General features: G+C 68.0%; 26 protein-coding genes. 22 read left to right on the plus strand and 4 right to left on the minus strand.

Annotated elements, in window-relative coordinates; translation table 11 throughout:
- Positions 1 to 598: 598 nt before the first annotated feature.
- Complete coding sequence (gene parE / locus ACOZHM_RS18345) at positions 599 to 2,488, minus strand: DNA topoisomerase IV subunit B (protein ID WP_421570734.1); 1,890 nt, start codon at positions 2,486 to 2,488, stop codon at positions 599 to 601.
- Positions 2,489 to 2,647: 159 nt separating this feature from the next.
- Here parE and ACOZHM_RS18350 point away from each other — a divergent pair, with 159 nt between their 5' ends.
- The 8 genes from ACOZHM_RS18350 to truD all read left to right on the plus strand — a co-directional run bounded on the left by ACOZHM_RS18350 (position 2,648) and on the right by truD (position 9,381).
- A complete protein-coding gene (locus tag ACOZHM_RS18350) occupies positions 2,648 to 2,890 on the plus strand; it encodes a hypothetical protein (protein WP_421570735.1) in 243 nt (80 codons plus the stop codon).
- A 369-nt stretch (positions 2,891 to 3,259) separates the two neighbouring features.
- A complete protein-coding gene (locus ACOZHM_RS18355) occupies positions 3,260 to 4,924 on the plus strand; it encodes a CTP synthase (protein ID WP_421570736.1) in 1,665 nt (554 codons plus the stop codon).
- A gap of 37 nt (positions 4,925 to 4,961) precedes the next feature.
- Positions 4,962 to 5,315, plus strand: coding sequence for a hypothetical protein (locus tag ACOZHM_RS18360; protein WP_421570737.1), 354 nt, complete (start codon positions 4,962 to 4,964; stop codon positions 5,313 to 5,315).
- Between the two features lie 119 nt (positions 5,316 to 5,434).
- Entirely contained in the window at positions 5,435 to 6,727 is a 1,293-nt protein-coding gene (eno, locus tag ACOZHM_RS18365; protein WP_421570738.1) for a phosphopyruvate hydratase, read from the plus strand.
- Between the two features lie 5 nt (positions 6,728 to 6,732).
- Entirely contained in the window at positions 6,733 to 7,083 is a 351-nt protein-coding gene (gene ftsB / locus ACOZHM_RS18370) for a cell division protein FtsB (protein WP_421570739.1), read from the plus strand.
- Positions 7,080 to 7,778, plus strand: coding sequence for a 2-C-methyl-D-erythritol 4-phosphate cytidylyltransferase (gene ispD / locus ACOZHM_RS18375; RefSeq protein ID WP_421570822.1), 699 nt, complete (start codon positions 7,080 to 7,082; stop codon positions 7,776 to 7,778). The genes ftsB and ispD overlap by 4 nt, the downstream gene beginning before the upstream one ends.
- Before the next feature lie 68 nt (positions 7,779 to 7,846).
- A complete protein-coding gene (ispF, locus tag ACOZHM_RS18380) occupies positions 7,847 to 8,341 on the plus strand; it encodes a 2-C-methyl-D-erythritol 2,4-cyclodiphosphate synthase (protein ID WP_421570740.1) in 495 nt (164 codons plus the stop codon).
- On the plus strand, positions 8,338 to 9,381 hold the full coding sequence (gene truD / locus ACOZHM_RS18385; protein WP_421570741.1) for a tRNA pseudouridine(13) synthase TruD: 1,044 nt from the start codon (positions 8,338 to 8,340) through the stop codon (positions 9,379 to 9,381). The genes ispF and truD overlap by 4 nt, the downstream gene beginning before the upstream one ends.
- A 28-nt stretch (positions 9,382 to 9,409) precedes the next feature.
- Here truD and ACOZHM_RS18390 read toward each other — a convergent pair whose 3' ends face one another.
- Positions 9,410 to 9,949, minus strand: a complete 540-nt coding sequence (locus ACOZHM_RS18390; RefSeq protein ID WP_421570742.1) for a Smr/MutS family protein — start codon at positions 9,947 to 9,949, stop codon at positions 9,410 to 9,412.
- A gap of 186 nt (positions 9,950 to 10,135) precedes the next feature.
- On the opposite strand from ACOZHM_RS18390, the gene surE reads away from it, so the two are divergent.
- The 4 genes from surE to ACOZHM_RS18410 are packed head-to-tail and all read left to right on the plus strand — an operon-like array spanning position 10,136 to position 13,002.
- Positions 10,136 to 10,915: a 5'/3'-nucleotidase SurE gene (surE, locus tag ACOZHM_RS18395; RefSeq protein WP_421570743.1), complete on the plus strand. Its 780-nt coding sequence runs from the start codon at positions 10,136 to 10,138 to the stop codon at positions 10,913 to 10,915.
- On the plus strand, positions 10,912 to 11,589 hold the full coding sequence (locus ACOZHM_RS18400) for a protein-L-isoaspartate(D-aspartate) O-methyltransferase (RefSeq protein WP_421570744.1): 678 nt from the start codon (positions 10,912 to 10,914) through the stop codon (positions 11,587 to 11,589). The genes surE and ACOZHM_RS18400 overlap by 4 nt, the downstream gene beginning before the upstream one ends.
- Before the next feature lie 19 nt (positions 11,590 to 11,608).
- Positions 11,609 to 12,223, plus strand: a complete 615-nt coding sequence (locus ACOZHM_RS18405; RefSeq protein WP_421570745.1) for a YqaA family protein — start codon at positions 11,609 to 11,611, stop codon at positions 12,221 to 12,223.
- Entirely contained in the window at positions 12,220 to 13,002 is a 783-nt protein-coding gene (locus ACOZHM_RS18410) for a peptidoglycan DD-metalloendopeptidase family protein (RefSeq protein WP_421570746.1), read from the plus strand. Before ACOZHM_RS18405 ends, ACOZHM_RS18410 begins: the two co-directional genes overlap by 4 nt.
- Positions 13,003 to 13,240: 238 nt before the next feature.
- Here ACOZHM_RS18410 and ACOZHM_RS18415 read toward each other — a convergent pair whose 3' ends face one another.
- Both ACOZHM_RS18415 and yhbY read right to left on the minus strand, forming a co-directional pair.
- Positions 13,241 to 13,636, minus strand: coding sequence for an Mth938-like domain-containing protein (locus ACOZHM_RS18415; protein ID WP_421570747.1), 396 nt, complete (start codon positions 13,634 to 13,636; stop codon positions 13,241 to 13,243).
- A gap of 6 nt (positions 13,637 to 13,642) precedes the next feature.
- Positions 13,643 to 13,948 (minus strand): ribosome assembly RNA-binding protein YhbY, encoded by a 306-nt coding sequence (gene yhbY / locus ACOZHM_RS18420; protein WP_421570748.1) that lies wholly within the window; start codon positions 13,946 to 13,948, stop codon positions 13,643 to 13,645.
- Positions 13,949 to 14,013: 65 nt separating this feature from the next.
- Between yhbY and rlmE the strand changes: the two genes are divergently transcribed.
- The 10 genes from rlmE to ubiB all read left to right on the plus strand — a co-directional run bounded on the left by rlmE (position 14,014) and on the right by ubiB (position 23,449).
- On the plus strand, positions 14,014 to 14,646 hold the full coding sequence (rlmE, locus tag ACOZHM_RS18425) for a 23S rRNA (uridine(2552)-2'-O)-methyltransferase RlmE (protein ID WP_421570749.1): 633 nt from the start codon (positions 14,014 to 14,016) through the stop codon (positions 14,644 to 14,646).
- 53 nt (positions 14,647 to 14,699) lie between these two features.
- Entirely contained in the window at positions 14,700 to 16,637 is a 1,938-nt protein-coding gene (gene ftsH, locus ACOZHM_RS18430) for an ATP-dependent zinc metalloprotease FtsH (protein WP_421570750.1), read from the plus strand.
- Between the two features lie 109 nt (positions 16,638 to 16,746).
- Positions 16,747 to 16,929, plus strand: coding sequence for a hypothetical protein (locus ACOZHM_RS18435; RefSeq protein ID WP_421570751.1), 183 nt, complete (start codon positions 16,747 to 16,749; stop codon positions 16,927 to 16,929).
- A gap of 86 nt (positions 16,930 to 17,015) precedes the next feature.
- Complete coding sequence (locus ACOZHM_RS18440) at positions 17,016 to 17,516, plus strand: hypothetical protein (RefSeq protein ID WP_421570753.1); 501 nt, start codon at positions 17,016 to 17,018, stop codon at positions 17,514 to 17,516.
- Positions 17,517 to 17,572: 56 nt separating this feature from the next.
- On the plus strand, positions 17,573 to 18,472 hold the full coding sequence (folP, locus tag ACOZHM_RS18445) for a dihydropteroate synthase (protein ID WP_421570754.1): 900 nt from the start codon (positions 17,573 to 17,575) through the stop codon (positions 18,470 to 18,472).
- A complete protein-coding gene (gene miaA, locus ACOZHM_RS18450; protein WP_421570755.1) occupies positions 18,472 to 19,425 on the plus strand; it encodes a tRNA (adenosine(37)-N6)-dimethylallyltransferase MiaA in 954 nt (317 codons plus the stop codon). The genes folP and miaA overlap by 1 nt, the downstream gene beginning before the upstream one ends.
- A gap of 105 nt (positions 19,426 to 19,530) precedes the next feature.
- On the plus strand, positions 19,531 to 19,815 hold the full coding sequence (hfq, locus tag ACOZHM_RS18455; protein ID WP_313343887.1) for an RNA chaperone Hfq: 285 nt from the start codon (positions 19,531 to 19,533) through the stop codon (positions 19,813 to 19,815).
- A gap of 23 nt (positions 19,816 to 19,838) precedes the next feature.
- A complete protein-coding gene (hflX, locus tag ACOZHM_RS18460; RefSeq protein ID WP_421570756.1) occupies positions 19,839 to 21,149 on the plus strand; it encodes a ribosome rescue GTPase HflX in 1,311 nt (436 codons plus the stop codon).
- A 90-nt stretch (positions 21,150 to 21,239) separates the two neighbouring features.
- Entirely contained in the window at positions 21,240 to 21,734 is a 495-nt protein-coding gene (locus ACOZHM_RS18465; RefSeq protein WP_421570758.1) for a CinA family protein, read from the plus strand.
- A 35-nt stretch (positions 21,735 to 21,769) separates the two neighbouring features.
- On the plus strand, positions 21,770 to 23,449 hold the full coding sequence (ubiB, locus tag ACOZHM_RS18470) for a 2-polyprenylphenol 6-hydroxylase (RefSeq protein WP_421570760.1): 1,680 nt from the start codon (positions 21,770 to 21,772) through the stop codon (positions 23,447 to 23,449).
- Positions 23,450 to 23,724: the final 275 nt, after the last annotated feature.

The raw sequence follows: 23,724 nt of genomic DNA on the forward strand, positions 1-23,724 counted from the left end.
GCGTGCCTGTGCCTCGAAAGCAGGGCGCCTACCCCCATGAACGCTCCGCCCCCGCTGCCCCGGGGGCGCTGCCCGGCCCACACGGCAAGACCGGGGTTGGGCTCCTGCCCAACCCGTCGGGCGCATGCGCCCGACCCATGCGGCTCATGCCCCCTCAAACCCACCCCCGCCGCCCCCTCGACGGAAGGTCGGTGGCCACGGAAAAGGCGGTCATGGCGGCCGCAGGCCGCCCCGATAGAGGGTCAGGGGAGGATGCAAAAAGCAGACACGCATGGCGTGTCCCTACGCGGCAGCCGCGCCGGCTTTTGATCTTCCGTGGCCACCAGCACATTGTCGAAGGGTTGGCGGGGGCGGGGGTACGGGGGCATGAGCCGCATGGATGCGGCGACTGAGCCTACAGGGAGGTATTTACGGCGTCCCCCGTACCCCCGCCCCCGCCAGCCCAGCTCAGGCCATGCGCAGGTCACCGGCTGTTCGCCCAAATGCGTGAAGCGGCCGGGCAGAGCCCGGCGCCACCGCAACGCGTGCAATCCAGGTGCCCGCAGGCGAGAGCGGCAGGCAAAAAAAATCCCGCCGAAGCGGGATTTTTCAGCAGCAATCAAACTTCCAGCGAAGCCAGATCGCCCTTCTTCTCCAGCCATTGCTTGCGGTCGCCCGCGCGCTTCTTGGCCAGCAGCATGTCCATCAGCGCGCTGGTCTGCTCGCCGTCGTCCACCGTCAACTGCACCAGGCGGCGCGTGTCCGGGTGGATCGTCGACTCGCGCAGCTGGTTCGGGTTCATCTCACCCAGACCCTTGAAGCGGGTCACATTGACCTGGCCCTTGATCTTCTCGCGCTCGATCTTGTCCAGCAGCGAGCGCTTCTCTTCCTCGTCCAGCGCGTAGAACACCTGCTTGCCCACGTCCACGCGGAACAGCGGCGGCATCGCCACGAACACGTGGCCGGCATCCACCAGCGACGGGAAATGCTTCAGGAACAGCGCCGTCAGCAGCGTTGCGATGTGCAGCCCGTCCGAGTCCGCGTCGGCCAGGATCACCACCTTGCCGTAGCGCAGCCCGCTGATGTCTTCCTTGCCGGGGTCGCAGCCGATCGCGATCGCCAGATTGTGGACTTCCTCCGACGCCAGCACGCTGCCCGACGACACTTCCCACGTGTTCAGGATCTTGCCGCGCAGCGGCATGATCGCCTGGAAGTCCTTGTCGCGCGCCTGCTTCGCACTGCCGCCGGCCGAGTCGCCTTCCACCAGGAACAGCTCCGTGCGCGACAGATCCTGGCTGATGCAGTCGGCCAGCTTGCCGGGTAGCGCAGGGCCCTGCGTCACCTTCTTGCGCACCACCAGCTTTTCCGTCTTCAGGCGGGCACTGGCGCGCTCGATCGCCAACTGCGCGATCTGCTCGCCCAACGCCACGTTCTGGTTCAGAAGCAGGCTGAATGCGTCATGCGCGGCGCCCTCCACGAAGCCCGCGGCCTGGCGCGACGACAGCCGCTCCTTGGTCTGGCCACTGAACTGCGGGTCGGTCATCTTCAGCGACAACACGAACGAGACCCGGTCCCACACGTCTTCCGGCGCCAGCTTCACCCCGCGCGGCAGCAGATTGCGGAAATCGCAGAACTCGCGCAGCGCCTCCGTCAGACCCGTGCGCAGCCCGTTGGCGTGCGTGCCGTGCTGGGCCGTGGGAATCAGGTTGACGTAGCTTTCCTGGACCAGTTCGCCTTCCGGCAGCCAGGCCACCGCCCAGTCCACCACCTCCGTGTCCTTCTTCAGCTGGCCCACGAACAGCTCGGCCGGCAGCATCTCGCGTTCGCCCAGCTCGGCCTTCAGGTAGTCGCTCAGCCCGTCCTCGAAGTACCAGGTGTCCTGCTCGTCGGTGGCCTCGTCGCGCAGCTTCACCGTCAGGCCGGGGCACAGCACCGCCTTCGCGCGCAGCAGGTGGCGCAGCGCCCGCAGGTTGTACTTGGGCGTGTCGAAGTACTTCGGGTCCGCCCAGAAGCGCACCCGCGTACCGGTGTTCTTCTTGCCGACGCTGCCAACCACTTCCAGCGGCGTCGCGCGGTCGCCGTTGCGGAACGTGATGCGGTGTTCGCTGCCGTCGCGCTTGATGTGCACCTCCACCAGCGTGGACAGCGCATTGACCACACTGACGCCCACGCCGTGCAGGCCGCCGGAGAACGTGTAGTTCTTGTTGTTGAATTTGCCGCCGGCATGCAGGCGGGTCAGGATCAGCTCCACGCCCGGGATCTTTTCCTCGGGGTGGATGTCCACCGGCATGCCGCGGCCGTCATCGCTGACCTCGCAGCTGCCGTCCTTGTACAGCGTGACCTCGACCGTCCGGGCGTGGCCGGCGAGGGCCTCGTCCACGGCGTTGTCGATCACTTCCTGCGCCAGGTGGTTCGGGCGCGCGGTGTCGGTATACATGCCCGGGCGGCGCTTGACCGGGTCAAGGCCGGACAGGACTTCAATATCGGCGGCGTTATAGCGGGTGTTCATCGGTCTTCAAGAAGCGCAAAGCGACGGCGAAGTTTGCGGTCTGGCCGGTTTTTTTGCACGCCACACGTTCAGGGGCCGGCCGACCAGCCCGCGATAGACTAGGCGTGATGGGAAAACCGGACCCCGGAACCTCATCACCAGCCAACGCGAGGAGACCCCATGAAGAAGTTGCTGACCATCATTGCCATTGCCGCCGCCGTCGTGGCCGTGCCGCTGGCTATGGCCCAGAACGCCGGACAGGGCCAGTCCACCGCGCAGCAGGGCGACCAGGCCGAGGCCAAGGCCCAGTCCGAGGCCGACGCCAAGGCCAAGCGCCGCGCGGCTGCCAACGCCGAAATGAAGGCCAAGGGCCAGCAGACGCCGCAGCAGGAAGAGGAAGAAGAGGCGAAAAAGAAGCGCTGAGTCTGCTTCGCAGCCCCTTCGACGCCCCGGCATGTCCGGGGCGTCTTCGTTCGTGCCCCTTGGGCTTGGGCCGCTCAATCTGTAAACTATGGCTTTCCGGGAGCAGTGCGTGTCATCCATCAGCGAATGGACTGGTCTGGTCGTGCGCGACCGCCAGCAGGGTAGGCAGGAGGTGACGGTCCCATCGGCGACCGGCGCGGCCACCCCGACCTCGCAGACCGGTCCGACCTGCGCCCCCTCCCTGATCCTTGCCCCGGCGCGTGAACGTCCCGCTGCCGCCGCCCGGATCGTCCCCGATTTCCCCTTCACGTCGTCCGTCGCCCCCCGCGCCGGCGCCGTTTCCCCCTTCCTGACAGGACACCTCCAGCCATGACTCCCTTGATCTTCGTAACCGGCGGCGTGGTTTCCTCGCTCGGCAAAGGCATTGCCGCCGCGTCACTTGCGTCCATTCTCGAAGCCCGTGGCCTGACCGTCACGATGATGAAGCTCGACCCGTACATCAACGTCGACCCGGGCACCATGAGCCCGTTCCAGCACGGCGAGGTGTATGTCACCGACGACGGCGCCGAGACCGACCTCGACCTGGGCCATTACGAGCGCTTCGTGCGCACCCGCCTGAGCCGCAAGAATTCGGTCACCACCGGCCGCATCTACGAGAACGTCATCCGCAAGGAGCGCCGCGGCGACTACCTAGGCGCCACCGTGCAGGTCATTCCGCACATCACCGACGAGATCCGCCGCTGCATGGATGAAGCCACCGAAGGCTTCGACGTGGCGCTGGTGGAAATCGGCGGCACCGTGGGCGACATCGAATCGCTGCCGTTCCTGGAGGCCATCCGCCAGGTGCGCACCGAGCGTGGCCCGGAAAAGGCGCTGTTCATGCACCTCACCCTGGTGCCGTACATCGCCGCCGCCGGTGAGCTCAAGACCAAGCCCACCCAGCACTCGGTGAAGGAGCTGCGCTCGATCGGCATCCAGCCGGACGTGCTGCTGTGCCGCTCCGAACAGCCGGTGCCGGAATCCGAGCGCCGCAAGATCGCCCAGTTCACCAACGTCTCCGAGCGCGCGGTCATCAGCGTGCCCGACGTCGACGTGCTGTACCGCATCCCGATGGGCCTGCATGAGCAGGGCCTGGACGAGATCGTCATCAACCAGCTCAAGCTGGGCGACAAGGCCGGTCCGGCCGACCTGCACGAGTGGGAAGCGGCGGTGGATGCCACCCTGCACCCGTTGGACGAGGTCACCATCGCCGTGGTCGGCAAGTACGTCGACCACCAGGACGCCTACAAGTCCGTGGGCGAGGCGCTCAAGCACGGCGGCCTGCGCCAGCGCACCAAGGTCAACCTGAAGTGGCTCGAGGCGCAGGACCTGGAGGGCACCGACATGGCCGCGCTGAAGGACGTCGACGGCATCCTGGTACCGGGCGGCTTCGGCGACCGCGGCTTCGAAGGCAAGGTGCTGACCTCGCAGTTCGCCCGTGAGCAGCAGCTGCCGTACTTCGGCATCTGCTACGGCATGCAGGCCGCCGTGGTCGACTTCGCCCGCAACGTGGTGGGCCTGGACGGTGCCAACAGCACCGAGAACGACCGCCAGTCGCCGAACCCGGTGATCGGTCTGATCACCGAATGGCGCACCGCCACCGGCGATCTGGAGAAGCGCGACGACAAGAGCGACCTGGGCGGCACCATGCGCCTGGGCCTGCAGGAGCAGCGCCTGAAGCCGGGCACGCTGGCCCGCGAGCTGTACGGCAAGGACGTGGTGTCCGAGCGTCACCGCCACCGCTATGAGTTCAACAACCGCTACCGCACCCAGCTGGAAGACGCCGGCCTGGTCATCGCCGGCAAGTCGATGGACGACACCCTGGTGGAAGTGATCGAACTGCCGCGCGACCAGCACCCGTGGTTCCTGGCCTGCCAGGCGCACCCGGAATTCCTGTCCACCCCGCGCGAAGGCCACCCGCTGTTCATCGGCTTCATCCGTGCCGCGCGCGAGCGCAAGGCCGGTGGTGCCCCGCTGCAGGAAGCGCTGGCCTGATCGCGCTGCCTGCCGGCTGTCCGCCGCGGCGGCACGCATGAGCCAGGACCCGTGGGCGGCGCTGCAGGTGCGCCGCCAGCGTCGGCACTGGCGGGCGTGGCCATGGGGATGGGCAGCATTGCTGCTGTCCATCGCCAGCTGGGGCTGCGCGTTCGTGCTCACCGTGCTGGTGCTGTCGGCGGTGGGCGCGCCCGGTGATGGCAGCCATGCCATCCAGGCCGTGGCGACCCCGATCAACCTCGCATTGGCTGCTGGCATTACCTGCGCGCTCGCCACCGTAGGCGCCAGCGTGCTGGCGCTGCGCTTGCGCCGCCAGCCGGCGGGCGGCGGCGCCGCGTTGGGCCTGCTGGGCCTGCTGTTGCTGGTGCTGCTGCTGCCCGCGCTGCTGTAGTCCCGCGCCGCGCCCGCACGCCGATTTGGCAAGCGGGGGGCAGGTGGGGATAATCACGCGGCACGTTGTACACGTTCATTTTTTGGCGTTCCCCCTTTCTGACTGGTAACCGGCCCGCTATGACCACGATCCGCAGCATCCACGCCCGTGAAATCCTCGACAGCCGTGGCAACCCCACGCTGGAAGCCGATGTCATCCTCGAGGACGGTTCGTTCGGCCGCGCCGCGGTTCCCTCGGGTGCCTCGACGGGCTCCAAGGAAGCGGTGGAGCTGCGTGACGGGGACAAGACCCGTTACCTGGGCAAGGGCGTGCGCAACGCCGTCAACAACGTCAACACCACCATTGCCACCGCGCTGAAGGGCTATGACGCGGCCGACCAGGAGGCGCTCGACCGCCGCCTGATCGACCTCGACGGTACCGAGAACAAGGGCCGCCTGGGCGCCAACGCGCTGCTGGCCGTGTCCATGGCCGCCGCCCATGCCGCCGCCGCCGCGAACAAGCAGGCGCTGTGGCAGTACCTGGCCGGCAAGACCGGTGTGGCGCCGTCGCTGCCGGTGCCGATGATGAACATCATCAACGGCGGCGCGCATGCCGACAACAACGTCGACTTCCAGGAATTCATGGTGCTGCCGGTCGGCTTCACCTCGTTCTCCGAAGCGCTGCGCGCCGGCACCGAAATCTTCCATTCGCTCAAGTCGGTGCTCAAGGGCCACGGCCTGAGCACCGCCGTGGGCGACGAAGGCGGCTTCGCGCCGGACTTCCGCAGCAACGTCGAGGCGCTGGACACCATCCTGGAAGCGATCGGCAAGGCCGGCTACACCGCCGGCGAAGACGTGCTGCTGGGCCTGGACGTGGCCTCCAGCGAGTTCTACGAGAACGGCAAGTACAACCTGGTCGGCGAGAACAAGCGCCTGCCCTCCGAACAGTTCGTCGACTTCCTGTCCGACTGGGCCGCCCAGTACCCGATCATCAGCATCGAAGACGGCCTGGCCGAGAACGACTGGGCGGGCTGGAAGCTGCTCACCGAGCGCATCGGCAAGAAGGTGCAGCTGGTCGGCGACGACCTGTTCGTGACCAACCCGAAGATCTTCAAGGAAGGCATCGAGTCGGGCACCGCCAACGCCATCCTGATCAAGGTCAACCAGATCGGCACCCTGACCGAGACCCTGGAAGCGATCGCCATGGCGCACAACGCCAACTACGCGGCCGTGGTCTCGCACCGTTCGGGCGAAACCGAAGACACCACCATCGCCGACATCGCCGTGGCCACCACCGCCACCCAGATCAAGACCGGTTCGCTGTGCCGCAGCGATCGCGTGGCCAAGTACAACCAGCTGCTGCGCATCGAGGAAGCCCTCGGTGCCGGCGCGCGTTACGCCGGGCGTGACGCGTTCGTGTCGCTGAAGCGCTGATCCGCATGCGCAACTGGCGCTGGCTGCTGCTGGTGCTCGCGGTACTGCTGGCATGGCTGCAGTACCGCTTCTGGTTCGGTCCTGGCAATTCGGGCGAGGTCATGATGCTCGAAGCCCAGGTCGAGGCGCAGCGGCGCGACAACGCCGGCCTGCAGCAGCGCAACGACGCGCTCGCTGCCGAGGTCAAGGACCTCAAGGAAGGCGAGGCCGCGATCGAAGAGCGCGCGCGCAGCGAACTGGGCATGATCAAGCCCGGTGAGAAGTTCTACCGCGTGGTCGAAAACGCGCCGGTGGCACCGCCGCGTGCGCCGGCCCAGGTCGGCGACCCCGACGCACCGCACCCGGAAGTGCCCTGATGGGCAGCGTCTGGGCCGTCGTCCCCGCTGCCGGCCGTGGCACCCGTTTCGGTGGCGAGACGCCCAAGCAGTACCTGGTCGCGGGCGACCGGGTGCTGCTGGCGCATACCCTCGAAGCGCTGCTCTCGCACCCGGTCGTGGCCGGGGTGATGGTGGTGATTGCCGAGCACGATGCCGACTGGCCGGGCTGGCAGTCGCTCGCCGACAAGCCGATCCTGACCTGCATTGGCGGGGCGACCCGTGCCGATTCGGTGCTGGCCGGCCTGCAGGCATTGCCGGACAGCGTGCGTGCCGATGACTTCGTGCTGGTGCACGATGCCGCGCGCCCGAACCTGGCCGCCGCCGACCTCGGCCGGCTGCTGGAAGTGGGACGTGCCGACCCGGTCGGGGCGATCCTGGCCGCGCCGGTGCGCGACACCCTCAAGCGGGCCGGCGACGACGGCGGCATCGATGCCACCGAACCGCGTGCGCGGTTGTGGCGGGCGCTCACCCCGCAGCTGTTCCGCCGCCACCAGCTCGCCCGCGCCCTGCAGGACGCCGCGTCGGCCGGCGTCGAGGTCACCGACGAGGCCATGGCGATGGAGCGGCAGGGACTGCGTCCGTTGCTGGTGGAAGGCAACGAAGACAACTTCAAGGTCACCACTCCGGCCGACCTGTCCCGTTTCGAATTCGAGCTGTCGCGCCGCGGGGCGTGATCCGTCCAGCCGGGCAGAGCCCGGCGCTACCCAGCCGGGCAGATCCCGGCGCTACACCAGGTCCAATCATGAACACCCCGTTTCCTCCGGTCCGCATCGGGCAGGGTTATGACGTCCACGCCTTCGGCGACGGCGACCACATCATGCTGGGCGGCATCCGCGTCGCACACAGCTGTGGCGTGCTCGCGCACAGCGACGGCGACGTGATCCTGCACGCGCTGTGCGACGCCATGCTCGGTGCCCTGTCACTGGGCGACATCGGCCAGCACTTCCCGCCCTCGGACATGCGCTGGAAGGACGCCGACAGCAGCCGCTTTCTGGCGCACTGCAACGACCTGCTGCGCGAACGCGGCTGGCAGGTGGGCAATACCGACATCACCGTGATCTGCGAGCGGCCCAAGGTGGGCCCGCATGCGCTGGCCATGCGCGAGCGCATCGCCAGGCTGCTCGGCGTCGCGCTGGATGCGGTCAGCGTCAAGGCCACCACGTCGGAGAAGCTGGGCTTCACCGGGCGTGGCGAAGGCATCGCCGCCCAGGCCGTCGTGCTGTTGGTGGCGCTGTGATCCCGCTGCCGCTGGCGTTCGGTGCGCCGCTGCTCACGGCGAACATCCGCACCACGCCCGAGGATTTCCAGGTCGACGAGCTGCCGGCGTTCGAGCCGAGCGGGGAGGGCGAGCACCTGCTGCTGACGATCCGCAAGCGCGGCGCCAACACCGTGCATGTGGCCAAGCTGCTGGCCAAGTGGGCGGGCCTGCCGGAGATGGGGGTCAGCTTCGCCGGCATGAAGGACCGCCATGCGGTCACCACCCAGCGCTTCAGCGTGCACCTGCCCAAGCGGATCGCGCCGGACATCGCGCTGCTGGCCTCCGACGAGGTCGAAGTGGTCGAGTCGACCTGGCACAACCGCAAGCTGCAGCGGGGCGCACTGGCTGGCAATCGCTTCAAGCTGGTGCTGCGCGAGGTGCAGGGCGATGCGAAGGCGATCGATGAGCGCCTGTCGCTGATCGCCGCGCGCGGCCTGCCGAACTGGTTCGGCGAGCAGCGTTTTGGCCGTGACGGCGGCAACGTGCCGTCGGCGCTGGCGATGTTCGGCGGGCGCCGGGTGCGCCCGGACCAGCGTTCACTGCTGTTGTCGGCCGCGCGTTCGGCGCTGTTCAACCAGGTGCTGGCCGAGCGCGTCGCCCAGGGCAGCTGGGACAGCCCGCTGGAAGGCGAGGTGTGGATGCTGGATGGCAGCCGCAGCGTGTTCGGCCCCGAGCCGTGGACCGACCTGTTGGCCGATCGTCTCGGCCGGTTCGACATCCATCCCAGCGGCCCGTTGTGGGGCGAGGGCGAGCTGCGCAGCACCGGTGCGGCCGCCGAGCTGGAGCTGGGCGCCATCAGCGACGAGCAGTCCCTGCAGCTGCGCACCGGGCTGGAAGGCGCGCGCCTGAAGCAGGAGCGCCGCGCGCTGCGCCTGCGGCCGGCCAACCTGCAGCATCGCTGGCTGGAAGCAGGCGTCCTCGAGCTGACCTTCGCGCTGCCGCCGGGCTGTTACGCCACCGCCGTGGTGCACGAGCTGGGCCCGGTGCAGGATGTGGGCGGGGCCGTGTCGAACGATTGAGCACCGCGCAGACACGCATGGCGGGTCCCTACCGGTTCGCCAACAACACCAGCACCGCGCCGGTCCCCCCTTGCCCGGCCGGTGCGGAATGGAATGCCAGCACGTCATTGCGCTGGCGCAGCAGCCGGTCCACCAGGTTCTTCAGGATCGGCGCGCCACCATCGGACTGCAGCCCCTTGCCGTGGATGATGCGCACGCAGCCGTGCTCATGCGCGTGCGCCTCCAGCAGGAACTGGCGCAGCAGCGCTTCGGCCTGGGCCATCGTCGCCCCGTGCAGGTCCAGCTCGTCCTGCACCGAATACTGGCCGCGTTTGAGCCGCTGGAACATCCGGGCAGGCAGGTTCTCCTTGCGGTAGCTGGCGGTGTCGCCGGCCTCCAGCGGACTGCTGTCGCGCAGCAGCCGGGCAAACTCGCCGCGCGCGGCATCCTCGTCCAGCTCGGCCATGCGCGCGCGCGGCTTCGGCCGGGGCGTGGCGGGTGGCGCGGCCGCCGGCTTGCGCAGCGGCTGCACCTCGCCGATGGCGGCCCGGAACAACGCCGCGGGATCTTCGTCTTCAGGATGTGACATGCGTACAGCCTAATGCGCTGGATCGGTCGTGCCTACTCCGCGCGGGGTAGGCCGATCTGCCCGCTTGCGGCACAATAGCTGACGCACTTGCGCGGTCGGTGATCCCGTAACGGGTGAAGGCCGGCCCCGCCAACGCTGGAAAGTGATGGAAATGAAGTCTTGAATAATCAAGCGGTTAAACAGCCCATGCGGATCCTGGTCAGCAACGACGATGGTGTCGATGCCCCCGGCATCAAGATGCTCGCGGCAGTGTTGCGCGACGCCGGTCACGAAGTGATGGTCGTCGCGCCCGATCGCGACCGTTCCGGTGCCAGCAACTCGCTGACTCTGGACCTGCCGGTCCGGGTCAAGCGGATCGACCACTACACCTGTTCCGTGGCTGGCACGCCGACCGACTGCGTGCACCTGGCGCTGACCGGCATGCTCGAATACGACCCGGACATCGTGGTCTCGGGCATCAACAACGCCGCCAACCTCGGCGATGACGTGATTTATTCCGGCACCGTCTCGGCGGCGATGGAAGGGCGTTTCCTCGGCCTGCCCGCCGTGGCGATGTCGCTGGTGACCCACAACCACGAGCCGAAGCATTTCGAGACTGCGGCGCGCGCCGCCGTGGAGATCGTGACCCGGCTCAAGGCCGACCCGCTGCCGGCCGACACCATCCTCAACGTCAACGTGCCCGACCTGCCCTGGTTGGAGGTGCGCGGCTTTGAGGTGACCCGGCTCGGCAACCGCCACCGCGCCGAAGGCTGCATCGCCCAGCGCGACCCGCGCGGCAACGAGGTGTTCTGGATCGGCCCGGCCGGGCGCGAGCAGGACTCCGGCCCGGGCACGGACTTCCACGCGGTGCGCAACGGCTTCATCTCGATCACCCCGATCCAGGTCGACCTGACCCGTTACCAGGCATTGGAGAAGGTGGCCAGCTGGGTAGGCGGGCTGACCGCCGCGCTGGACCGGCCGGCATGAGCCAGCGCCTGCGCCTGCAGCCCGAAGCGGTGGGGATCGGCATGACTTCCCAGCGCGTGCGCGACCGCCTGGTCGAGCGCCTGCGCGAGAGCGGCATCGCCGACGAAGCCACGCTCAATGCCATCCGCGTGGTCCCGCGCCACCTGTTCATCGACGAGGCCCTGGCCTCGCGTGCCTATGAAGACACCGCGCTGCCGATCGGGCATGGCCAGACCATCTCCCAGCCGTGGGTGGTGGCGCGCATGACCGAAGCGGTGCTGCAGTCGGCCCCGAAGAAGGTGCTGGAAGTGGGCACCGGCTCCGGCTACCAGGCCGCCGTCCTCGGCGCGTTGGGGCTGGAGGTCTACACCGTCGAGCGCATCGGCGACCTGCTGCGGCAGGCGCGCAAGCGCTTCCGCGCGCTGGGCATGAACATCCGCAGCAAGCATGACGACGGCCGCATCGGCTGGGCCGAACACGGCCCGTTCGACGCCATCGTGGTGACCGCTGCCGCACCGGCGCTGGTCGATGCGCTGGTCGAGCAGCTGGCCGTGGGTGGGCGCCTGGTCGCGCCGGTCGGCGGGGCAGGGGCGCAGTCGTTGATCCAGCTGACCCGTCGCGAAGACGGCAGCGTCGAACAGCAGGTACTGGCGCCGGTCACGTTCGTACCGCTGCTGTCTGGCATGCTGGACTGATTCCAAGGAGCGTTGCGTCATGAAGATTTTTGGTCCGCTGTACGAGCGGGCAATGAAGTGGGCCGCGCATGAGCGCGCGCCGACCTATCTGACGGTGCTGAGTTTCATCGAGGCGATCATCTTCCCGGTGATGCCCGAGGTGATGCTCGCGCCGATGTGCGTGGCCCAGCCCAAGCGTGGCTGGTGGTTCGCCACCCTGAGCCTGTCCGGTTCCATGGTCGGCGCACTCGTCGGCTACGCGTTGGGGCACTATGCCTTCGAGGCGCTCAAGCCGCTGTTCGCGGCGCTGGGCATGCTGGGCAGCATTGAAAGCGGTATCGCGGTGGTGCAGGCCAAGATGGCCGAGTCGCCCTGGGCCGTGTTCACCTTCCTAGTGCTGGGCGGCTTCATGCCGATCCCGATGAAGGTATTTACCTGGGCCTCGGGTATCGTCGGCGTGCCGCTGCCGCAGTATTTCCTGAGCATGTTGATCGGCCGTGGCAAGCGCGTGTTCGTGCTGGCGGCGGTCATCCGTATTGGCGGCGCGCGCGCGGAAGCGGCGCTGCGGCGTTGGATTGAACCGCTGGGCTGGGTCGCGACCGTGCTTGTGGTCGGCCTGGTGGCCTGGCTCGTCTGGAGGTCGAAGTTCGCATGAGTGCTGATCGTTTGAACGGGGGAGCGCGGCTGGCCGCACTGCTGCTGGTGGTGGCCACGTTGAGTGCCTGCGGCACCGCCACGGTGGTCAAGCCGTCCGGTTCCGGTGGCCGTCCGACGGCGCACAGCACCCCCCAGAGTTCGGTGGCCAAGCCGGGCCAGACCGCCGTGGTACGCCGTGGCGACACGCTGTACGCGCTGGCACGCATCCACAACATCACCCCGCGCGACCTGGCGGCGTGGAATGGGTTGTCCGAGCCGTACACGATCTATCCGGGCCAGACCCTGCGTCTGTACCCCGGCAACGGATCGGGCCGGGCACCAACCACGGTGGTGACCGCTCCGCGTCCGGGTACCGCCACGCCTACGCCGGCGCCGACCCCGTCGCCGACCACCGCGATCAAGAGCAACATCGACTGGCGCTGGCCGGCCGATGGCGCCATCGTCGGCCGCTTCGTCGGTGCCGACGTCACCAAGCAGGGCGTGGACATCGCCGGCAGCAGCGGCCAGCCGGTGCGCGCCACCGCGCCGGGCGTGGTGGTGTATTCGGGTGCCGGCCTGGTGGGCTTCGGCGAGCTGATCATCGTCAAGCACAGCGACCAGTGGCTGTCGGCCTACGGCCACAACCGCAAGCGGCTGGTCAATGAAGGCCAGAGCGTCAAGGCGGGCGAGCAGATCGCCGAAATGGGCCGCACCGGCACCACCCGCGACATGCTGCACTTCGAGATCCGTTACAACGGCAAGCCGGTCGACCCGCTGCTGTATCTGCCGCCGAAATAACCGTTCAGCCACCCATGGGGTGGCTCTACCGCATCCCGACGGCGTAGAGCCACGCCCTGCGTGGCTGCCGTAATGGCCGTGCGCGTACGAGGTAGAGCCACCCCATGGGTGGCTGCCGTAATGGCCGTGCGCGTACGAGGTAGAGCCACCCCATGGGTGGCTGCCACGCAGATCCGGACGAAGCCGCACACAAAAAAGGCCGCCAACGGCGGCCTTTCCTGAACAAAATCAACGCATTTCAACCGACCAGCAGGATCGCCGCGGCCACATTCCGGCCCTCGCTGGCCAGCAGGTTGAACGTCCGTGCCGCCGCCGCGTTGGTCATTACTTCCAGGCCGATGCCGCGGGTCAGGCAGGCGCCCATGACGGCCGCTGACGGGAATTGCTGGGTCGCTCCGGTGCCCAGGATCACCAGCTCCGGCTCCAGCGCGAGCACCGCGGCCAGGTCGTCCGGGGTCAGCGACTTGGCGTCGGCGGGCGTTGGCCAGGCCTCCACCAGCGACCGCGGGGTCACGATGAAGCTCTGGCCCAGTTCACGCATGCGGACCTGCTCACGGTCCTCGATCACCACCGAACTGCCGCCGGCGGAGCGGAACGCATAGGCGAAATCGGGGATTTCGTGGTTCAGCTGCATGGGCGGTCAGCCGCGCGGGAGCACGATCTGGCGCTGTTCCTTGCTCGGGCGGTACAGCACGGCCACGTGGCCGATGCGCTGCACCAGCGCACTTTCGGTGGCCTGGACCAGTTCGGCGATCATGGCGTCGCGGGCCTCGCGGTCTTCCGCGCCCACCTTCACCTTGATCAGCTCGTGGCGCTCCAGCACCTCGTTCAGCTCGGTCAGGAAGGCCGGCGTGACCCCCTTGCCGCCGATCTGCAGCAGGGCTTTCAGATCATGGGCGTGGCCGCGGAGGAAGCGGGTCTGGGAGGAGGTCAGCACGATAGACATTCAGGAACAAGCGGTTAACTGGGGCGATCAGGGTATCATGGCCACCCCGTCCGGCCCTATCTCCAATGGTTTCCCGCAGCAAGAGCAGTCAACGCTGGTTGAAAGAACACTTTGCCGACCCCTTCGTGAAGAAGGCCCAGGCCGAGGGCATGCGCTCGCGCGCGGCCTACAAGCTGGAGGAGCTGCTCGAGCGTGACCGGCTGCTGAAGCCGCACATGGTCGTGGTCGACCTCGGCGCCGCCCCCGGGGGCTGGTCGCAGCAGATCCGCCGGCAGATCGGCGACACCGGCCGGATCCTGGCCCTGGACATCCTGGAGATGCCGCCGCTGGCCGGTGTGGAGTTCCTTCACGGTGACTTCAGGGAGCAAGCCGTCCTATCGCAGTTCGAGGCCATGTTGGGGGATCAGGCCGTAGACCTTGTGCTATCGGATATGGCCCCCAATAAAAGTGGCATGGACGCGGTCGACCAGCCGCGGATGATGCACCTGGCAGAGTTGGCGTTGGATTTCGCCGACAACCATCTCAAGCCGGGTGGCGCGTTCCTGATCAAGCTGTTCCAGGGCGTGGGCTTTGACGACTACCTGCGCGAGATGCGCCGCCGGTACGACAAGGTTGTCATCCGCAAGCCTGAAGCGTCCCGGAAGCGCTCGCCCGAGGTGTATGCCTTGGGGCGGGGCAAACGTACCGAGATCAAGTAAGCTCAACCATACCAATTGCGTCAGGCATTAGAGGAACACCGGAGCCAATGAGGATGAACGACTTGACCAAGAACCTCCTGCTATGGGTGGTCGTCGCCGTGGTGCTGATGGTGGTGTTCCAGAGCTTCTCGCCCAAGAGCAGTGGCGCGAACGCACAGGGCGCAACCTATTCCCAGTTCCTGGACCAGGTGGACAGCGGCAACGTCCAGAAGGTGACCTTCAGCGGCGACCTGCGCGGCGGCACCAACCAGATCAGCTACACCACCCGGGGCGGCCAGTCGGCCACCATCACCGCGCCGCTCGATCGTGACTTGATCAACGTGCTGCGCGGCAAGAACGTGGAAATCGTCCAGGAAGAGCCGTCCAGCGGCATCTCGCTGGGCGCGATCCTGATGAACTTCCTCCCGGTGATCCTGATCATCGGCTTCTGGCTGTTCATCATGCGCCAGATGCAGGGCGGTGGCGGCGGGGCCAAGGGCGCGATGTCCTTCGGCAAGTCGCGGGCCAAGCTGCAGGGCGAAGACCAGATCAAGGTCACCTTCGCCGACGTGGCCGGTTGCGACGAGGCCAAGGAAGAAGTCGGCGAGCTGGTCGACTTCCTGCGCGATCCCACCAAGTTCACCAAGCTGGGCGGCAAGATTCCGCGCGGCGTGCTGATGGTCGGCCCGCCCGGTACCGGCAAGACCCTGCTGGCCCGCGCCATTGCCGGCGAGGCCAAGGTGCCGTTCTTCTCAATCTCCGGTTCGGACTTCGTGGAAATGTTCGTCGGCGTCGGCGCCAGCCGCGTGCGCGACATGTTCGAACAGGCCAAGAAGCAGGCCCCGTGCATCATCTTCATCGACGAAATCGACGCCGTCGGTCGCCACCGCGGTGCCGGCCTGGGCGGCGGTCATGACGAGCGCGAGCAGACCCTGAACCAGTTGCTGGTCGAAATGGACGGCTTCGAAGGAGGCGAGGGCGTCATCGTCATCGCCGCCACCAACCGTCCCGACGTGCTGGACCCGGCGCTGCTGCGTCCGGGCCGCTTCGACCGCCAGGTCGTGGTGGGCCTGGCCGACGTCCGCGGCCGCGAGCAGATCCTCAAGGTGCACATGCGCAAGCTGCCGCTGGCCGACGACGTCGAGCCGATGGTGATCGCGCGTGGTACCCCGGGCTTCTCTGGTGCCGACCTGGCCAACCTCTGCAACGAGGCGGCGCTGTTTGCCGCGCGCAACAGCGAGAAGGAAGTGCGCATGGAGCACTTCGACCGCGCCCGCGACAAGATCCTGATGGGTGCCGAGCGCCGTTCGATGGCCATGAGCGAGGAGGAGAAGACCCTCACCGCCTACCACGAAGCCGGCCATGCCATCGTCGGCCGCCTGGTGCCCGAGCATGACCCGGTCTACAAGGTCACCATCATCCCGCGCGGTCGCGCGCTGGGTGTGACCATGTACCTGCCGGAAGGCGACAAGTACTCGATGAACCGCGTGGCGATCGAATCGCAGCTGTGCTCGCTGTATGGCGGCCGCGTTGCCGAGGAGCTGATCTTCGGCGCCGACAAGGTCACCACCGGTGCCTCCAACGACATCGAGCGTGCCACCAAGATGGCGCGCAACATGGTCACCAAGTGGGGCCTGTCCGACGAACTGGGTCCGATCGCCTACGGCGAAGAGGACGACGAAGTGTTCCTGGGTCGTTCGGTGACCCAGCACAAGAGCGTCTCCGACGATACCGCCCGCCGCATCGACGAAGTGGTGCGCAGCATCCTGGACAAGGCCTACGCCCGCACCACCGAGCTGGTCACCGCCAACCTCGACAAGCTGCACACGATGTCCCAGCTGCTGCTGCAGTACGAGACCATCGATGCGCCGCAGATCGACGCCATCATGGAAGGCCGCGATCCGCCGCCGCCGATGGGCTGGGGCAAGTCCAACAAGGACGGTGGCAACAACGACAAGGGCGGCGACGCCCGTCCGTTGCCGCCCATCGCCGGGCCTGCCGAGCAGGTCTGACGGTGAACGGGTAGAACACGAAGGCCGGGGCAACCCGGCCTTCGTCGTTCCGGCGGCGCGTTCTGGGCGACAATGTCGCCCCCCGCCTGCCTGCCGTTCCGGAGTTGCCATGTCCACGCCGCCGCCCCCGATTTCGCACACCCTCGAAATGGTGATCGCCACGGTGGTGGGTGTGGCAATTGGTCTGGCCAGCGACAACTTCCTGATGGGCGCCATCGTGGGCATCGTGCTCGGCGTCGGCCTGAGCATCGCCAAGACCCTGTACGTGGATTACCGGCGCCGCAAGCGCTGAGTGCTTGCGGGCGTGCCCGGGGTTGGGCACGATGCGCGGGCACGGTCGCATGAGGCGACCGTCCACATCATTCCAGGGGGAATACCATGCGTCATCCGATGCGCGCGGCCGCTGCCGTGCTGCTGTGCTGTGCCTCGCCCGCGTTCGCGGCCACCGTCCAGGTGCAGGACCCGGTGCCGTTCTCTGAACAGGCCTACATTCCCCGCTACATCATGGCCGAATGCCAGATGGGCCAGCAGCTGGCCCGGGCGTTGGCCGACCGTGCCGGTGAGTTCGGCAACGCCGTGGCGCTGCAGCCGGCGCTGGGGGCGCAGGGGCGCGTGCTGAAGCTCGAGTTCATCGAGGCAAATGGCAAAGGCAACGTGTTCCTGGGGTTTGGAAAGTCGGCGACCGTACGCGGTGAGCTGTACGAGGATGGCCAGCGACTGGCCAGCGTCACCGCGCGGCGCACGTCCGGGCTGGTGTCCTCCGGCGGCAGCAAGGGTTCCTGCGACGCGCTGGAGCGGATCGTGACCGCTATCGGCGGTGACCTGGCGCAGTGGCTGGCCGACCCGGTCGACAATGTGCGCCTGGGCGACACCCGCTGACTGCGGCTGCCACATGCCCGCGTAAACTACGCGCTGGCGTACCTCGTGGATGGTCCATGTTCGACACTTCTCCCCAGCTTGACTGCGCTGGCCGCGTGCTGCGGCTGGACCGCCCGCGCGTGATGGGCATCGTCAACGTCACCCCGGATTCGTTTTCGGACGGTGGCGCGCATGACACCACCGATGCCGCCGTGGCCCATGGACTGCAACTGGTGGCCGACGGCGCCGACCTGCTCGACATCGGCGGCGAATCGACCCGTCCCGGCAGCGCGCCGGTGTCGCTGGAGGAAGAGCTGCGCCGGGTGATCCCGGTGATCGAACAGCTGGCGCGCCAGACCGCCGTGCCGATCAGCATCGACACGTTCAAGCCCGAGGTGATGCGTGCGGCCGTGGCCGCCGGCGCGGGCATGATCAATGACATCCACGCGCTGCGGCAGGAGGGCGCGCTTGCCGCCGCCGCCGAGCTGGGCGTGCCGGTGGTGCTGATGCACATGCAGGGCGAACCCGGCAGCATGCAGGACACCCCGCAGTACGACGACGTCGTGGCCGAGGTGCATCGGTTCCTGGCCGATCGCATGTTTTCCGCCGAAATGGCCGGTATCGCCAAGAAGAACCTGGTCATCGACCTGGGCTTCGGCTTCGGCAAGACCACCGAACACAACATGATCCTGCTGGCGCGCTCGGCGCGCTTCCTGGAGCTGGGCGTGCCGATGTTGGCCGGGCTGTCGCGCAAGCGCAGCATCGGCGAGCTGACCGGCCGCGAGCAGCCGCGCGAGCGCGTTGCCGGTTCGGTCGCCGCGCATCTGATTGCCGCCCAGCGCGGCGCGATGATTCTGCGCGTGCATGACGTCGCCGCCACGGTCGATGCGTTGAAGGTGTGGGCCGCCGTGGATGCAGTGCCGATGCCGCGCGCGGATGCGGCTCCGGTCATGCCGCGCTGGCCGGACGAGGGCTGATGGGCGCAGATCAGCGACCGCTGGCGATTGCCGTGATGGGCCCGACCGCGTCGGGCAAGACCGCGGCCGCCATCGCCCTGGCCCAGCAGTTGGGCGGGGAGATCGTCAGCGTCGACTCGGCGCTGGTCTATCGCGGCCTGGATATCGGTTCGGCCAAGCCCGATGCCGCCGAGCGCGCGCAGGCGCCGCATCACCTGCTGGACCTGCGCGACCCGTGGCAGACCTATTCAGCGGCCGAGTTCGCCGCCGATGCCGCGCGCGTGGTGGCCGACATCGTCGCGCGCGGCCGCATGCCTATTTTGGCCGGCGGCACCGGGCTGTACTTCCGCGCGCTGCTGCAGGGGCTGTCGCCGATGCCGCCGGCCGATCCTGCCACCCGCGCAGCGATCGGCGCCGAAGCGGCCTCCGTGGGCTGGCCGGCGCTGCATGCGCAGCTGGCCCAGGTCGACCCGGCTGCGGCGGCGCGCATCCACGCCACCGACCCGCAACGCATCCAGCGGGCGCTGGAGGTGTACCGCCTCACCGGCACCCCGATCAGCGACTGGCAGAAACTGCCGGGCGTGGACCGCCTGCCGGTGCGCTGCCTGAAGCTGATCCTGGCGCCGCGCGAACGCGCGGTGCTGCACCAGCGCATCGAGGCCCGGTTCGACGCCATGCTCGGTCTGGGTTTCCTGGACGAGGTGCGGGCCCTGCGCGCGCTGCCGGCCATGGCCGAGGTGGTCGCGCCGCTGGACCTTCCCGCGGTCCGGGCGGTGGGGTATCGCCAGGCATGGGAATTCCTGGACGGGCAGGGCAGCGCCGCAACCTTCCGTGACCACGCCATTTACGCCACCCGGCAGCTGGCCAAGCGCCAGCTGACCTGGCTGCGCGGCGAGCTTGATGCACGCTGGTTCGACCCCCATCTAGACCGGACGTCCATGGCGGATGCCGTGGCGGCCTTTGTGGCCCGTTGAGCCACAGCGCCTTCCCCCCGGCCCGTGTACCATCGGGGGTCCGGCGGCGGGGGCCGTGGCAGCTGCCGGACGACCATAAAAACAATAATTAAACAGGAGTGTGCAATGTCCAAGGGGCAATCGCTGCAGGATCCGTTTCTGAATGCACTTCGGCGCGAACGCGTGCCGGTGTCGGTGTATCTGGTGAATGGCATCAAGTTGCAGGGAACGATTGAATCGTTCGATCAGTTCGTTGTCCTGCTGCGCAATACGGTCAGCCAGATGGTGTACAAGCACGCCATTTCGACCGTGGTGCCGGCGCGCAACGTCCGGGTCGGGCCCGGCGGTGGCTATGTGCAGTCCAATGAAGGTGGCGCCGATGGCGTCCAGGAAGAAGACGACGTTGAATGAAGTAAACCTTTGCGGAGAAGCGCGTGTTTGACCGTTCCAAGCGAGGCGAACACGCGATCCTGATCCAGCCGCACTTCGGCCGGCTGGAAGAAGATGTGCTCGAAGAGTTCACCGATCTGGCCCGCTCGGCCGGGGCCAGCATCGCGGCGACGCTGACCGCGCGCATCGACCGCCCCAATCCGTCGATCCTGATCGGCTCCGGCAAACTCGACGAGATCAAGGCGGCGGCCGACGCCACCGGCGCGGACCTGGTGTTGGTCAACCATGCGCTGTCGCCATCGCAGGAGCGCAACCTGGAGCGGTTCCTGGAGCGCCGGGTGATCGACCGTACCGGGTTGATCCTGGACATCTTCGCCCAGCGTGCGCACAGCCACGAAGGCAAGCTGCAGGTCGAACTGGCGCAGCTGCGCCACATGGCCACGCGGCTGGTTCGCGGCTGGACCCACCTGGAGCGTCAGCGCGGTGGTGCCATCGGCCTGCGCGGCCCGGGTGAAACCCAGCTGGAAACCGACCGCCGCCTGCTGCAGAAGCGGGTGGAGCAGCTGCAGAAGCGGCTTGAGAAAGTCGAAGTGCAGCGCACCCAGATGCGCCGCGCCCGCGTGCGCAGCGAACTGCCGCGCGTGGCCCTGGTGGGCTACACCAACGCCGGCAAGTCGACGCTGTTCAACGCGCTGACCGGCGCGGAGGCCTATGCCGCCGACAAGCTGTTCGCCACCCTGGACCCGACCGTGCGCCGCATCGCGGTGCCGGGCGGCAATGTGGTGCTCGCCGATACCGTGGGGTTCGTGCGCGACCTGCCGCACGAGCTGGTGGCCGCGTTCCGCGCGACCCTGAGCGAGGCGCGCGAGGCCGACTTCCTGCTGCACGTGGTGGACGCGGCCGATCCGCATCGCGAAGAGCGCATCGCCCAGGTGGATGAGGTGTTGAACGAGGTGGGCGCGGGCGAGTTGCCGCAGCTACTGATCTTCAACAAGATCGACCGCATCGAGGGCAGCGAGGTCCGTCACGACGCGCAGGACGGCATCCCGGACACCGCGCGCCGCGAACGGGTCTGGATCTCCGCCCGTGATGGGCTGGGGCTGGATCTGTTGCAGTCGGTGCTGGGCAAGCGGCTGGGCCTGCAGCACATCAGCGGCGACCTGCGCCTGCCACCGTCGGCCGGTCGCCTGCGCTCGCGCCTGCACCAGCTGGAAGTGGTGCGCGGCGAGCAGAGCGACGAGGACGGCTGGCTGCTGCAGGTCGAGATTCCGATCGCCGAGGCCGAGAAGCTGGCCGCCGCCGACGATGGCGCCCCGATCCGCGCGATGCTGCCGGAGAAGGTTCCGGAATGGTGATCGCGCGACGCACTGTCGCACCCGCTGGGCACGACATCGCGTGGCATTTCGGCTACAACGGGGGCTGATGCCCCCCGTTCCAGGATTCCCATGACCGTTCCCACCGATGCCGAGCTCGGCGTCCTTGCCCGCGACGTCGGCCAGCGCCTGCAGCAGGCGGGGTTGCAGCTGGTCACTGCCGAGAGCTGCAGTGGCGGCTGGATCGCCAAGGCGATGACCGACATTGCCGGCTCCTCGGCCTTCTTCGACTGCGGCATGGTCGTCTACAGCTATGAGGCCAAGCAGCGGCTGCTCGGTGTACGCGCGCAGACACTGGAGCAGTTCGGTGCGGTCAGCCGCGAAACCGTGCTGGAAATGGTGTCCGGCGCGCTGGTCAGTTCCGGCGCCGGCATCGCCGTGGCGGTGACCGGCATCGCCGGCCCCGGTGGCGGCAGCCCGGACAAGCCGGTGGGCAGCGTCTGGATCGGCTGGAAGCATCGCGGCGGCTATGCCCGCGCGCAGCTGTTCCAGTTCGATGGCGACCGCGATGCCATCCGGCGCCAGACCGTGCAGCAGGCACTGACGGGAATTTTCGCACCGGTGTGACATCCTGCGCCGAGTGTTGATGCGAGGGTGTGCCGATGTGGGAAACGCTGGGAACCGTCCGTGACCTGGGACGCCTGCAGGAAATCGCCTCGGTCCTGATCCGCTATGGCTTCGGCGACCTGGTGCGCCGCATCGGGCTGGCCGACGTGCTGGAACGCGCCGGCCGGCTGCTGCACTGGAACGACACCCAGCAGATCCTGCGCATGACCGCCCCGGTGCGGGTGCGGCGCGCGATGGAGGACCTCGGCCCCACCTTCGTCAAGCTGGGGCAGGTGCTGGCCACCCGCGTGGACCTGTTCCCGCCGGACTGGATCGCCGAATTCTCCGAACTGCAGAACGCGGTGCCCGCGCTGCCTTACGCGCAGATCCGCGACCAGCTCGAGGCCGACCTGGAGGCGCCCGCCACCGAGGTCTTCGCCTGGCTGGACGAAACCCCGATGGCCGCCGCCTCGCTGGCCCAGGCGCACCGCGCCACCCTGCACGACGGCAGCGAGGTGGTGTTGAAGATCCGCCGCCCCGGCATCCGCGAGGTCATCGAGGCCGACCTGCGGCTGCTCGCGCGGCTGGCCGAGATCGTCGAGGCGCGCCTGCCGGACATGCGCCGCTATCGCCCGGCCGAGGTCGTGCAGCAGTTCCAGGTATCGCTGCGCCGTGAACTCGATTTCGCCGCCGAATGTCGCAATGCCGAGCGCATCGCGCGCAACTTCGCCGGACGCACCGACATCCTTATTCCGCGGGTGCACTGGCAGTGGACCTGCGAAAGCCTGAACGTGCAGGACTTCGTCGACGGCATCCCCGGCCGCGACCTGGCCGGGGTGGATGCGGCCGGGCTGGACCGGGTCAAGCTGGCGCGCACCGGCGGGCGCATCGTGCTGAAGATGGTGCTGGAGGATGGCTGTTTCCACGCCGACCCACACCCGGGCAACATCATCTACCTGCGCGACGGCCGGATCGGCGTGATCGATTTCGGCATGGTCGGCGCCATCTCCGAGCAGCGCCGCTTCCAGGTCGCGCAGCTGCTGCACGGCCTGGTCAGCCAGGAACCCGAATCGGTGACCGATGTGCTGCTGGACTGGTCCGGCGGCATCGACGTGGACGAGTCTCGGCTGCAGCAGGACATCAGCGCCTTCGTGGACCAGTACCGTGGCGTGCCGCTGAAGGACCTGCACATGGGCCTGATGCTGGGCAACATCACCCAGTTGCTGCGCCAGCACGCGCTGACGCTGCCGGCCGACCTCGCACTGATGATCAAGACCTTCCTTACCCTGGAAGGCATGGGGCGCCAGCTCGATCCGCAGTTCGACATGGCCACCGCGGCGCGCCCGTTCCTGGAGCGGGTGATGTGGCAGCGCTATTCGCCCGGCGCCCTGCTCAAGCGTGGCAAGCGCAGCCTGGTCGGCGTGATGGACCTGGTCGGCGACCTGCCGCGCGACGTGCGCCAGTTGCTGCAGATGGCGCGCCGCGGCCGGCTCCAGCTGAAGGTGGAGACCACCGCGCTGCAGGGCTTCGGCGAGCAGGTCAACCGGGCGGCGAACCGGCTGGTGGTGGGTATTGTCACTGCCGCGCTGATCATCGGTTCGTCGATCGTGATGCACAGCGTGGGCGGGCTGTCGAGCCGCTGGTTGCTGGCGTTGGGCGTGGCCGGGTTTGTGGGGGCAGGATTCTGTGGGGTGTGGATATTGGTGTCGATCTGGCGGTCGGGCAGAAATTCGTGAGGGGGGCGGGCATCGCGCAACTGCCGCGCGGTTGCCGTTTGGCCCGTAGAGCCACGCCCTGCGTGGCTGCTCTTCGTTCCGGGGTCATGACGCCTGAAGGACGGCTTCGGCAGGTCTGAACGTCGGTCGGACCAGGGCGGCCGTTTGTCTTGCGAATTCGGATGCTTGTGCCGCGCTTCGCGCGGCGGCCCGGCCGCGCCCCGCGCGACCGAATTGTATTGGGCGTGGTTTTGTTGCGGCTAACGCGGCGCGGTGTTGGCGTTTTTTTGTGTGTG

Origin of the sequence: Stenotrophomonas sp. PD6, assembly GCF_049199305.1 — a bacterium.
Lineage (GTDB): Bacteria > Pseudomonadota > Gammaproteobacteria > Xanthomonadales > Xanthomonadaceae > Stenotrophomonas.